This is a genomic window from Lactococcus petauri (assembly GCF_023499275.1).
Taxonomy (GTDB): Bacteria; Bacillota; Bacilli; order Lactobacillales; family Streptococcaceae; genus Lactococcus; species Lactococcus petauri.
Map to the genome: position 1 here is coordinate 513,055 of NZ_CP094882.1, position 12,647 is coordinate 525,701.

The 12,647-nt window shown below is 38.6% G+C and carries 13 protein-coding genes; 7 read left to right on the forward strand and 6 right to left on the reverse strand.

Translation table 11 applies throughout. The features are described from left to right. Window positions 1-25: 25 nt before the first annotated feature. Entirely contained in the window at window positions 26-1,015 is a 990-nt protein-coding gene (locus lgb_RS02505; protein WP_017368923.1) for a mannose/fructose/sorbose PTS transporter subunit IIB, read from the reverse strand. Window positions 1,016-1,267: 252 nt separating this feature from the next. Then, entirely contained in the window at window positions 1,268-1,471 is a 204-nt protein-coding gene (locus lgb_RS02510) for a ferredoxin (RefSeq protein WP_019293077.1), read from the reverse strand. A gap of 45 nt (window positions 1,472-1,516) precedes the next feature. Here lgb_RS02510 and lgb_RS02515 point away from each other — a divergent pair, with 45 nt between their 5' ends. The 4 genes from lgb_RS02515 (at window position 1,517) to lgb_RS02530 (ending at window position 4,488) form a co-directional block, all read left to right on the forward strand. After that, window positions 1,517-2,026, forward strand: coding sequence for an SAG1386/EF1546 family surface-associated protein (locus lgb_RS02515; protein ID WP_004258888.1), 510 nt, complete (start codon window positions 1,517-1,519; stop codon window positions 2,024-2,026). A 29-nt stretch (window positions 2,027-2,055) separates the two neighbouring features. After that, entirely contained in the window at window positions 2,056-2,718 is a 663-nt protein-coding gene (cmk, locus tag lgb_RS02520; RefSeq protein WP_019293076.1) for a (d)CMP kinase, read from the forward strand. A 73-nt stretch (window positions 2,719-2,791) separates the two neighbouring features. Next, entirely contained in the window at window positions 2,792-3,316 is a 525-nt protein-coding gene (locus tag lgb_RS02525) for a GNAT family N-acetyltransferase (protein ID WP_019293075.1), read from the forward strand. 125 nt (window positions 3,317-3,441) lie between these two features. After that, complete coding sequence (locus tag lgb_RS02530; RefSeq protein ID WP_019293074.1) at window positions 3,442-4,488, forward strand: VanZ family protein; 1,047 nt, start codon at window positions 3,442-3,444, stop codon at window positions 4,486-4,488. A 52-nt stretch (window positions 4,489-4,540) separates the two neighbouring features. Here lgb_RS02530 and lgb_RS02535 read toward each other — a convergent pair whose 3' ends face one another. Continuing rightward, window positions 4,541-4,810: a bacteriocin immunity family protein gene (locus tag lgb_RS02535; RefSeq protein WP_019293073.1), complete on the reverse strand. Its 270-nt coding sequence runs from the start codon at window positions 4,808-4,810 to the stop codon at window positions 4,541-4,543. 59 nt (window positions 4,811-4,869) lie between these two features. Between lgb_RS02535 and msrA the strand changes: the two genes are divergently transcribed. Both msrA and lgb_RS02545 read left to right on the forward strand, forming a co-directional pair. Further along, window positions 4,870-5,412, forward strand: coding sequence for a peptide-methionine (S)-S-oxide reductase MsrA (gene msrA, locus lgb_RS02540; protein ID WP_019293072.1), 543 nt, complete (start codon window positions 4,870-4,872; stop codon window positions 5,410-5,412). 77 nt (window positions 5,413-5,489) lie between these two features. Beyond that, window positions 5,490-6,860: an LCP family protein gene (locus lgb_RS02545; RefSeq protein ID WP_019293812.1), complete on the forward strand. Its 1,371-nt coding sequence runs from the start codon at window positions 5,490-5,492 to the stop codon at window positions 6,858-6,860. 40 nt (window positions 6,861-6,900) lie between these two features. Here the strand turns inward: lgb_RS02545 and lgb_RS02550 are convergent, their stop codons facing one another. From lgb_RS02550 to lgb_RS02560, 3 genes are all read right to left on the reverse strand, one after another. Continuing rightward, window positions 6,901-7,755 (reverse strand): sugar ABC transporter permease, encoded by an 855-nt coding sequence (locus lgb_RS02550; RefSeq protein WP_004258862.1) that lies wholly within the window; start codon window positions 7,753-7,755, stop codon window positions 6,901-6,903. A gap of 1 nt (window position 7,756) precedes the next feature. After that, complete coding sequence (locus tag lgb_RS02555; RefSeq protein ID WP_019293811.1) at window positions 7,757-9,106, reverse strand: carbohydrate ABC transporter permease; 1,350 nt, start codon at window positions 9,104-9,106, stop codon at window positions 7,757-7,759. Between the two features lie 71 nt (window positions 9,107-9,177). Beyond that, window positions 9,178-10,413: an extracellular solute-binding protein gene (locus lgb_RS02560; protein ID WP_019293810.1), complete on the reverse strand. Its 1,236-nt coding sequence runs from the start codon at window positions 10,411-10,413 to the stop codon at window positions 9,178-9,180. Between the two features lie 253 nt (window positions 10,414-10,666). Here lgb_RS02560 and lgb_RS02565 point away from each other — a divergent pair, with 253 nt between their 5' ends. Further along, window positions 10,667-12,421, forward strand: coding sequence for a glycoside hydrolase family 13 protein (locus lgb_RS02565; RefSeq protein WP_249663234.1), 1,755 nt, complete (start codon window positions 10,667-10,669; stop codon window positions 12,419-12,421). Window positions 12,422-12,647 lie beyond the last annotated feature (226 nt).

Genomic DNA, 12,647 nt, shown 5'->3' on the forward strand with positions numbered 1-12,647 from the left:
AAATTTCTCCTAATAATATTTAATTTTACTTAACGTCTGCTTTGTTAATCAAAGCAAACAAGTCAGATTTAGAATCGTTAGGGACTTTACGAACGTCAAATTTAACGCCGAGATCACGTAACTTTTCAAAAGCGGCAACATCATCTTTGTTTACAGACAATACTGAGTTAAGCATTGTTTTACCTGTACTGTGTGCCATAGAACCCACGTTAAGTGTTTCTACAGGTACGCCACCTTCAATAGCAGCAAGTGCGTCTTGAGGAGTTTCAAACAAGAGAAGAGCTTTAGTTTCACCAAAACGTGGATCTTTAGCAACTTCAATCATTTTCTTGATAGGGACAACGTTGGCTTTAACACCTGGAGGTGCAGCTTGTGTGATAAGTGTTTTACGCATCTCATCTTTGGCAACAGCGTCAGAAACAACGATGATACGGTTTGCTTTTGAATCTGGAGTCCAAGCAGTAGCAACTTGACCGTGGAGAAGACGTGAGTCGATACGTGCAAGATTAATTTTAATCTTACCATCACCAACAACAGTACCTTCTGGGATAGCGGCAGCGTTTACGCCAGCTTCAGCTGGTGTAGCGCTTTCTTCAGCAGGATTAAGCTCTTCTGGCAATGCTTTGATACCAGCTTTAGCTTCCTTAATAATGTTTGCAGCAACTTGTTCAACACCAGCAGAAGCATCCATCATACGTTCTGTGTAGGCTTGAATAAGCATTGGCAAGTTGAGGCCTGTGATGATAGCTACCTTGCGTTCTGGATTGGCACCCATAACAGCACTTGCTTGGTTAAATGGAGAACCGCTCCACAAGTCAGCAAGGACAAGGACTTCATCTTCAGCATCAAATGTTGCGATAGCGGCTTCGATTTTGGCGCGTAAGTCGTCTGGTCCTTCGTTAGGCATGAAAGTAACAGCTTGTACTTTCTCTTGCTCACCGAAGATCATTGAACCAGATTGCTTGATGCCCGCAGCGAATTCACCGTGGCTCGCAATAACAATTCCGATACTCAATTGAGTAACCTCCTTATAAATTTTTATATAATATAATTATTACTGTCCTAGTATACTACAAATTGAAAACATTTGCAAAAATTTGTGAAACTGGTTTCATAAATCTGATTTTTTAATTTAACTGACGAAAATAAAAACAACTTGTCAATCAAAAACAAGCTGTATATATAATGAAAATACCTAATTAAAAATCACGAAATAGTTAGATAAAGAAGTAATTTTATGGTAAAATAAATATCAGAGTTTAAGGTTTTAAGATTTGGTAATCTTTATCGCAGCTGTTGGGCAAGCCTTGGCTGCACTTATTATTTTATCATCAGAAAAATATTCTTTTTCCAGTTTATCGGAATTATTAAATTTAACGATACCGTTATCATGGTAATCGAAGACATCTGGAGCATGTAAATAACAAAGGCCACATGCAATACAATTTTCTGGTATTATGTTTACTTTCATACAATGATGATAATATAAAAAAATAAAAAAGGAAAGGAAAAAGATGTGGCAGAAAAAGAACCGTGGGATAAAGAAATCTATAAGGCCATGAAAGCAGATTCCGAAAAAAGTCGTTCGGGCAGCAAGCCAAGAAAAAAACACAATAACAAGTCATTAACTTCACGTGCTTTAACCTTTACTGTCGTGACGATGTTTTTACTGGTTGGTTTCATGATTGCCTTTATTCTTTGGAATAATCAAACGCAACATAGCGGTGGATTTGCTCAGGAAAATCCAGAAAAAACTGTAGAGCAAACCACGGAGCAACAAACAGAACAGACTACTGAAGAAGTGAAACCAGAAGAAAGTACTGTAGCTCCACCGCCAACCACTGAAGAATCTTCCACTGAAGAGGGTGGAACTTATGTTATTGTAGCTGGAGACGATCCAAGTAAGATATCAGCGAAGACAGGCGTTGCATGGTCTGTAATTGCCAGCCTTAATAATATCTCCGCAACAGGATACAATGCCGATGGTTCACCAATATCACCTGGGCAAGTATTAAAATTAAAATAATAAAAAGTATTCATATATAGGAAAGAAACATGATAAAGTTACAAATTGCTGTTGATGGTCCCGCCTCAAGCGGAAAATCAACTGTCGCTAAAATCGTTGCACAAAATCTTGGGATTATCTATTTAGATACAGGTGCGATGTACCGTGCTGCAACTTTGGTTGCCCTCCAAAACAAAACGGAGGATCCTCAAAAAATTATTGATGTGATCAAGAAAAAACCAATTTTCTTTAAAAATACGGCTGATGGACAACTTGTATTTTTAGGAACAGAGGATATTACTAAGATTATTCGTACAAACGAAGTAACACAGAATGTTTCAAAAATCTCTGCTTTAGCTCCAGTACGGGAATTTTTAGTTGCTGAGCAACAGCGCATTGCTGACGAAGGTGGCATTATCATGGATGGACGTGATATTGGTACGGTTGTCCTACCTCATGCAGATTTGAAGATTTTCCTCGTGGCTTCTGTGGATGAACGAGCAGAGCGACGTTATAAAGAAAATTTACAAAAAAATATTCCTACTGATTTGGAAAAACTCAAAGTGGAAATCGCCGAACGAGATCGTAAGGATAGTACACGAGCAGTTTCCCCTCTAAAACAAGCAGAGGATGCTATTTTACTAGATAGTACAGGAAAAACGATTGATCAAGTGGCAGGTTTCATCGAAGAAAAAGCACGAGAACTCTTATAATCAATCAATTTTTAAAGGAACAAACGGAGTAAAGGTATTCCGTTTGTTTTTCTATAAATGAAGGAGGTCAACATTGGAAATAAGAAGTATTGGGCGAAAAGACTATAAAGAAGTTGAGCAGTTAATTCGTCAATCATTTAGCAGGTCCGAACATGGTTATGGTAATGAAGCAGAGCTTGTGGAAAAGATTCGGACAGATTGCAGCTATGTCGATGGTTTAGAAGTTGTCGCCGCTGAAGGAGCAAAAATTATTGGTTATGGTTTACTAAGTGAAGTCGAGATTATCAACGATAAAGAAAGTTTTACAGGGCTGGTTCTTGCGCCATTAGCTGTTTTACCTTCTTGGCAAGGTAAAAAAGTGGGAGAAAATTTGCTGAAAGAGTTGGAAAAGCGTGCCGTTCAACAAGATTTCCCTTTTATAAGTATTCTGGGGCATCCCCAATATTATTCTCGTTTTGGCTATGTATCTGCTGAAAAATATAAGGTCACGGCACCATTGGACGTTCCAGCAGAAGCTTTTATGATTCGTCCTTTACACCCCAATGCACTAAAAAATATTTCGGGGTGTATCAAATATGCGCAAGCCTTTGATGTATAAACAGGGTGTGAGCAGCAGTAATAATATCAACTTCCACTTGATTTAAGCTATTTCTTTAAACTGGCTCACAATCTCCATTTATAAATTTTGTTATAATAAAGATAAAATTTTAAAAAAGGATTTCTATGCTTACTTATCTCCATGCTATTCAAATAGGTGTATTGCTCTTCTTTGTTTTTTTCTTGCTTAGCCTTATTCCTTATATGATTGTTCAATATCGTAAATATGGACGTGTTAACCCTTGGCGGTTTATTGTCAATTTTTCTTTTGTCCTTTATATAGTTTGTGCTTATGCGATGACTATTTTTCCTTTGCCTGATGTGGCACAGGTTGCACAGATGACAGGTCCTAAGCAAAATCTTGTTCCCTTTGAATTTGTACGTCAGTTCATCGCTTATAACCCGCTGGTACTTAACGAGCCTTCTACATGGCTAATGGCCTTGAAAGCACCAAGTTTCATCCAACCTTTTTTTAATCTTCTTTTGACGTTGCCATTTGGGATATATTTGCGTTACCTCTTTAAGCGTAATTTTTCGCAAACCTTAATGTGGAGTTTCATGCTCACCTTATCGTTTGAACTTTTACAGCGTTCGGCTCTTTTTGGTCTTTATCCTCGTCCTTATCGTCTTTTTGATGTTGATGATTTAATGATTAATACGCTAGGAAGTTTGCTTGGTTTTGGGATTGCTTGCCTACTTGTTAAGGTTTTACCAGATTTGGATGCCAAACAAGCCATTCCTGCTCAGATTGGGATGATACGTCGTAGTATTGCCTTTGGCGTAGATTTTGTTTTAGCAAATATTATTGCAAACATTGTACCTCATTTCTATATAGCAATGCTTATTACATTTGTGGGGATTCCAGTCATTTTTGGTGTCACTTTTGGCCAAAAACTTCTTAAGATAAGGATAGAAGGAAGTCGTTGGAAGATTTTAAGTCGACAACTCTTATCTTTCGTTAATTTTGGGATGATTGGTCTCTTGTCTTATTTCTTACAACGTTCAGCCTATATTCCACAAAAAGAACTGGGACAAAATTTCTTAATGGTAGTCCTTTCTTTCATTCTTCTTCTGTTACCTCTATTAGATATTCTCTTTGCCACACTTTCCCGTACACGAAAGTTGTGGTATGAACGCTTGAGTCAAACAGAGTTAAGTGCAAAAGAAATTTGAAATAAAAAAACGTTAGTAGGTCTAACGTTTTTTTTACTAAAAAGATGATTATTTATAAACGATGCCCGACACCGCGGCCAAATAAACCCGAAGTGGATATTTTGTTATAAAATTCGGTTGTCATAGGCGTTAAATTATAGCGAAGAGCTAGTGGACGTAATTGAGCCTCTAATTGGGTTAAGGCTTCTTCAAGATTACCCTGACTTTCAATGCGATTTTTAGCTTCTAATATTAAAGCACGTTCCCACTCACGAATATGTTTACTCAAGATTAAATTATACATTTCGTTCAATATTTCAGTCTGATTTAACGGTTTTTTCATAGTTAAATTATAGCATGCAAGCCTTTTCGTTGTGCTATAATGTGCTTGGAGGAAGAGCTATGAGTAAAGAAATTGCAGTTTTTGCGGGTGGATGTTTTTGGTGTATGGTTGAACCTTTTGAAACTCGTCCAGGTATACTGTCTGTTACCAGCGGTTATACCGGGGGGCATGTCGATGACCCGACATATGATGAGGTATCGGGTAAATATACGGGACACGCTGAAGCTGTGGAGATAATTTTTGAAAATACCGTTATTTCTTACGAGACCTTGCTGGGAATTTACTGGAGTCTTATTGATCCGACGGATGGAGAAGGTCAATTTTACGATCGAGGCAGTAATTATAGACCAGTTATCTACGTTGAGAATGATGAGCAACGTCAAACTGCTGAGAAAAGCAAGCAGGAATTGTCGGAGTCGGGGCTTTGGGATAAACCAATCATAGTCCCTATAGAAAATGCGCAAACATTTTGGCCAGCTGAAGATTATCACCAAGATTTTTATAAAAAGAACCCTAAAAGATATAAACAGATGCACAAGGCACGTGAACAGTTTCTGAAAGTTAAACGCTTCAGAAATAAATTTTTTGGCAAAAAAGCTTAAGAAAAGGATCTGTATTTTGCTGAGAATTATGAAAGGCTTTTATCAAAAATAAAAAATCATGATATAATAGACAGATAATGAAAGATAATAAACAAAAACGTTTTGAATACTTAAGAGCAAATAAAGCTTACTTAAGTGAACGCGAAAAGCAAGAATATTATGAACTAGTAGAAGAAATAGAAGGGTGGCAGGCCCTTGAAGAAGAATATGCGGCTGACATAGAAGAAGAGCGCGCACAGTCTGAAAGTTCTTCTTCTGAGAGACGGAGTAGATCCAGCCGTTCTTTAGATTCAGCACCAGCGCCCTTTTTATCCAAACGTGGGAAAAAGAAAGATAACCGTCGTGCGGAAGAGAGCATTGATGATGAAAGGTCTGAGGAAGCAGCAAGTAAAAAGCCAAAGAAAAAGAAAAGTTGGATAAAACGGATTTTCTTTATCTTAATCGCCTTGATTTTGATTATGATTGGTTTCTTCATTTATGGTTATCAGCGTGGGATTAGTCGAGAAGGTGGCGCGATCAAAGCCGAACAATTCAATGGTGCTGCCAATGCGGATGGCTCAGTCAATATCCTTCTCTTAGGTGCTGATCAACGACCAGGACAAAGCTCAGGAGTGGCCCATTCAGACAGTATTATGGTTTTGAATATTGGCAAAAGCGGCAAAATGCAATTGGTGAGCTTTATGCGTGATACTTTGGTCAACATTCCAGGAGTTGGTGATGTAAGCCAAGGACCTAACATGAAGCTTAATGCAGCCTTCACGATTGGTGAGCAAAATGAGAATCAAGGTGTTGAACTTGTGCGTCAAACCTTGCAACAAAATTTTGGTATAAATGCTAAATATTACGCTGTGGTTGATTTCTCAAGTTTTGCAACAGTGATTGACTCAATGTTCCCTGGTGGAGTAAAGATTGATGCCAAATTCGCCACAATTAATGGTCAAAAGTTTGATGAAGTCCCTGTACCGGATGATTTAGCAGAAACTGAAGGGATGGCTAAAAACGATAAGGAATTGAGTGCAGAAGAAGCCGCGGCCTTGGGCTATCCTGATGGTGGTGGAATCTTTATGATGATTAAGCAAGGCCCACAACGAATGGATGGACGTACACTTTTGAACTATGCACGTTTCCGCCACGATGATCAAGGAGACTTTGGACGTGTGCAACGTCAACAACAAGTGATGCAAACTCTCACATCGAAAGTTAAAAATCCGTTGACACTCTTTACTGGTGCAAGTGCCTTGGGTACAGCTCGAGCTGTTACAATGACTAATCTTTCTAACACATTCCTGATCACAAAAGCTTTACCGGCAATGTTTGGCGGTATAGAAAACACAACCATCCCATCCGACAATGATTGGCAATCTGCCTATGATATGTACGGAGGTTCAGGTATCCTCATTGATATGGACAAGTATAGTGCAAAAGCACAAGAACTTTTAGGACAATAAAAAAAGCATTCAACTATAGGTTGAGTGCTTTTTTAGTTTGTTATCCTTTATCTGCACCAGCAGTGATTCCTTTAACATAGAATTTTTGCATAACAATGAAGAGAATAGTGATAGGAATGGCGATAATCACACATCCTGCAACAAATTGGGTAAAGTTTGTTGCAGAGGAACCTCTGGAGTTGGTCATCATGTTTTGCAAGCCATAGGCAATGGTCCTTGATTTAGGATCGCCACCACCTAAGATGACACTCGCAAAGAGGAAATCAAGCCAAGGTGCAATAAAAGCAGTTAGGGATGTGTAAACAATCATTGGTTTTGACAAAGGCAAGGTAATTTTGGTGAAAATTTGCCATTTGGTTGCACCGTCAATCACAGCGGCTTCATCAATTGAAGCAGGGATTGTATCAAGGAAACCTTTAAAGATATAGAATCCTAGACCAGAGCCACCTATATAAATCAAAGTCAGTCCCACTAAGTTGGTCATATTGAATGATTTGAGGATGTAATAGAGAGCAATCATCGCCATGATACCTGGGAACATTCCAATGATAAGTGCTAACTGTAGGAAAGGTTTGCGTAATTTGAAGCGTAAACGTGACAATACATAAGACATAACAGTAGTAATCAGCGTGTTAACAACTGCACAGATAACAGCGATGACAAAAGTATTAAGGAGCCAATGTCCGTAAGGATAAACTGGGTTATTGAAAATACCAGTAAAATTATCCAGGGTCCACTGCTGGGGAATGAATGTCGAAACAAAACCAGTGTTATTTTTAGAAAAGCTGGTAAGGATAATCCATACAATTGGGAAAATCCAGATGATTGCAAGTAAGGTCAAGAGCAAGTATCTGAGTACTAATGAAGCTTGACGTTGGCGTTTATATGATTTCATTTTAGCCCTCCTTAAAAGCATTTGTACGGCGGTAAGCAAACAATGAAGCTGTAGCTGAGATGATAAAGATAACGATACCAATAGCTGAAGCGATGTTATAACTTGGAATCGACTTCATGGTTAAGCTATAAAGCCAGGTAATTAATAAGTCAGTGGAACCCGCTTGGAAGTATTCGGCGTTCAGTGGTCCACCACCAGTCAAAAGGAAAATAACGTTGAAGTTGTTAATATTCCCGATAAATTGTTGAATCAAGGCAGGTGTCATAACGAACAAAATTTGAGGGAAGGTAATAGAGCGGAAAATATCAAAACTGTTGGCACCATCAATTTTAGCTGCTTCAATCTGATCTGATGGCAAGTTTTGGATAATCGCTGTTGAAATTAACATAGAGACAGGAATACCAATCCACATATTAACGCCGATAACAGAAAACTTCGCTAACAAAGGATCCATTAAAAATGGAATAGGATGATCAATAAGACCGATACTTTGGAGCCAACTGTTGAGCGGCCCATTGTTGTCTAGGAACATATTCATCATTAAGAGTGAAACAAAAGAAGGAACAGCCATAACGATAACAAAGAGTGTCCGCCAGAAAGCTTTAAATTTAATTCCAGATGATTCAATCAAAAGAGCAAGTAAGACACCAAAGAAGAAAGTTGTCGCTGTTGCAGCCACAGCCCAAACGAGAGTCCAGCCTAAGACAGGGAAGAAAGTTCCAGCAATATTACCAGTCAGAATCTCACCAAATGAAGCGAACCCCGTCCAAGAAAATCCAATAGGATGATCTTGATTAAAATTGGTAAAAGCAATGGTAATCATGAAAAGCAAAGGAGCAATCGTGAAAACTAAAATGCCGAGTAAGGGAATCGCCATTAGTGTGTAATGGAGGCGACTGTCTAAGAGTGTAGCCAAATCCTCCATAGTCGTAGGGATATGTTCTCCGTCACGATTCAAGACATAGAGATGACGTGTGGAACGAAGGCTTGTAATATAGATAACTGCAACCATTGCAATGAGCACTAAGGACATGACACCAAAAAGGAGGATGAGCATGGAGTTGTCAGGTTGTTGAGTGACATAAATTTGTCGTGCTTCATCAAAAACGACTTGCTTAGTCTTGACATTTCCAAGGCTACTCAAAAGACTGATGGAGCTAATGCCATTGAAGATGAGCCAGAAAAGGAAGACAATTTCGATAATGAGGAAGCTAAGGCCCTTGAGCCATTGTTTATTTTTTAGTTGCGCTAAACCCATGATAAAGAAGCTGAGTTTTGTGAAAATATCACCTTCATGCCACACCTCTTTGTATGTTGCTTCAGGAGATGGTTTAATTTTCTTTTTAAACATATATTTTACCCTTTTGTATATAAAAAATAAGAGGATTAGGATGAGCCCAATCCCCTTAAGTTAATCAAAAATTATTCAGTAGCTGATGAGATTGATTTTACGAAATTATCAAGTTGTGCTTGGTATTGTGTAGCCGGAGTCTTACCTGTGTAGGCATTCTCAATAAGTGGGGCAGCCAAGTTCCAGAATGTTGCCATTTGTGGCATCTTAGGCATCAATGTATCGTTTTCTACTTGTTTGATAACTGCAAGAGCTACGGGATCTTTTGCAACTTCAGAATCTTTCTGGGCTTCTTTTGAAACTGGAATTGCATTATTGGCTTTATAGAGTGCTAATTGTGATTCAGTATTTGATAGATACTGAGCTAAAGCAGAAGCAGCAACAGGATCTTCTGATTGTGAATTCACAGCCAGTGTACCGACACCGGAGAAAGCTTGCATTTGTTTAGATCCTGATCCAAAATCAGCAGTTGGTAAGGTTGTTGCACCAAAGTTGTCGCCAAGGATTTCCTTCACTGTGCTACCGTCCCATGGGCCATCGAGGATTGCTTGTGTTTTACCAGATTTGAGGTCGGCCAGAAGGGCTGTACCTGACTGTTTAACACCAGGATTTGCTTTTTGTTGCGCAAACCAAGTCATAGCTTGAACGCCAGCTTTAGTATTTGCATCTGTACCGTCAACCGTTTCACCATCTTTACCGAAGAGCTGTGTTCCATTAGCTAGGAATACAGGATACCAGTTGTAGGAGTTTGTAAAATCTGTTCCAATTGGTGTTTCTGCTGTAAAGTCAGCCCAATCTTTTGGAGCTTCACTAAATTTTGCCTTGTTGTAGTAAACAATATTTGACTGTTCATCTTGTGGATAAGCGTAGAGTTTACCTTTCCAAGAGACAGCATCAACAGCGATAGAAATATCATTTGATTTCACCCAATCTGTTGCTGATGGTGAAAGAGGATTGATGTAGCCCGCTTCAGCCATGGCCCCCAACTGGTCGTTGGGTACTTTAAAGACATCTGCGGCTTGTCCGGGGTCTTTACTCACATCTTGTTTTGCATTTGCAGAACCATTTGGAGACTGTGTGACTGTAACTTTAATGTTTGGATATTCTTTGTTGAAGTTTTTAATTAAATCTTTATAAGAAGCAACATTTGCTGGATCGACCCAGAGAGTAACGGCTCCTTTATGATCTTTAGCATCTGAAGATGAAGAAGTTGTGCTTTCACTACCCTTACTATTCCCACAAGCAGCGAGGCTAGCAAGAGCAATCAGAGAAACGCTACTCAGAGCGATTTTTTTCCATGTGTTCATAAAATATTTCCTCCTAATGAAAATAATTATTCTAATTTGTAATTCTATTTTATGCAAACGCTTCCGTTTTGTCAAGTGCAAACTTATTACAATTTGATTACTGTATATGTTGGTATATACATGTTATGGCTGCATATAATAGAAAGTTTTACATTGGTTTTTATTTTTGATAAAAAAATATACTGCAAACGGTTGCGCAAAAGATGAGCTTGTGCTAAAATGAAAAAAACAAGAAAAAAAGAGGTATTTATTCATGAATAAAGCAGCCATTTATCACCGTCCAGAATCAGAATTTGCTTATCTCTATACAGAGGAAACAATTCATATCCGTTTACGTGTTGCACGTGACGACATTCAAAGTGTTGCATTGATCTATGGTGACCCTTATATGTTTGTAAAACGCGATGATGAATCAGAAATGGTTTGGGATTATCAAGAAGTAGAAATGAAACATGGTTTATCCACAGCAGAAAGTGATTTCTATGTGACAGAGGTCGGCGTTCCACATAAACGTATGGACTACTTGTTCGTGATTACGGATTACGATGGGGAAAAGGTTGTCTATAGCGACTCTGGTATTCTTCCTTACGAAGTAAAATTACTCACAAAAAAATATGCAGCATTTCGTATGCCATTCTTCCATGAGGTTGATCGTTTTAAGGCTCCTGAATGGGTTAAAAATACAGTTTGGTATCAAATATTCCCAGAACGCTTTGCTAATGGAAATCCAGCCATTAATCCAGTTGGAGCGAAAGAATGGGATCCAACTGAATCTCCCAATCGTCAAGACTTGTATGGCGGCGATCTCCAAGGAGTAATTAATCATTTGGATCATCTGACAGACTTAGGCGTAAATGGCATTTACTTTACTCCTGTTTTCCAAGCCTATTCTAACCATAAGTATGATACGGAAGATTATTTGAAAATTGATCAGTATTTTGGTGATTTAGAAGTTTTCAAAACATTAGTGAAAGAGGCACACCAACGAGGGATTAAAGTAATGCTTGATGCTGTCTTTAATCATATCGGTGATACTAGCCCGCAGTGGCAAGACGTTCTCAAGCATCAAGAAAATTCAAAATATGCAGATTGGTTCCATGTTAACGAATGGCCAGCAACCTACACACCAACCGAGGATTTTGAAGTTTCTGAAACAGCAACTTACGATACATTTGCTTTTACACCACATATGCCGAAACTAAATACTGCCAATCCAGAAGTTCAAGAGTATTTGCTCAATATTGCAGAATACTGGATCAAGGAATGTGATATTGATGCGTGGCGTTTAGATGTAGCAGACGAGGTCGATCATGCCTTCTGGAAGAAATTCCGTACAACATGTGATGCAGCGAAAGAAGATTTTTACATCTTAGGAGAAGTTTGGCACTCAGCACAACCTTGGCTCGTTGGCGATGAATTTTCGGCAGTGATGAACTATGTTTATACAAATGCGATTATTGATACTTTTGTGAAAGAAGAGTTAAGCTTAGAACAAATGGTTTCGGCGATTAATGCTCAACTTATGCTTTATCGTAAACAGACGAATCAAGTTATGTTTAACATCTTAGATTCCCACGACACACCTCGTCTTTTAACACAAGCTAAAGGAAGTAAGGACTTGGTCAAACAAGTCCAAGCTTTCATGTATCTCCAACCAGGTGTCCCTTGTATCTATTATGGTGACGAATATGGGCTAGATGGTGGCGCTGATCCAGATTGCCGTAAATGTATGCCTTGGACCGAAGAACATCAAGATTTAGAAATGTTTGCTTTCTTCAAAGCCTTAGTAGCTTTCCGTAGAGAATACGCGGAGACACTAAGCCAAACAGATTTAGACTGGCAGTGTGTTGATGATACTCAAGGAGTGGTGAAACTGGAACGTGGCGCACTTAAGGCAGTCTTTAACAAAGGTGAACAGCCAGTTAGTGTTGAAGAGGGAGAAATAGTCTTGGCCCATTTGGCTGAAGACAATCATGTTCAGAAAAACGGATTTATAATCTATAAATAGTAGAAATTAAACAAGAGATAGAGATGAAACGTTAGCTCATTCTTCTAAAAGATAACTTTGCCCAGATATTGCTTCTTATATGGAAAAATTTTGACATAATAGAGAAAAAGCCCCTCGGTTTCGAGTGAGTGGATGCAGAGACACCTAGAGTAAAATATTTAAGCAGAATTATAGACAAATGTCTTTCTGACTCTATTTATTGTTTGCGAAGGACTGGCTTTAATTT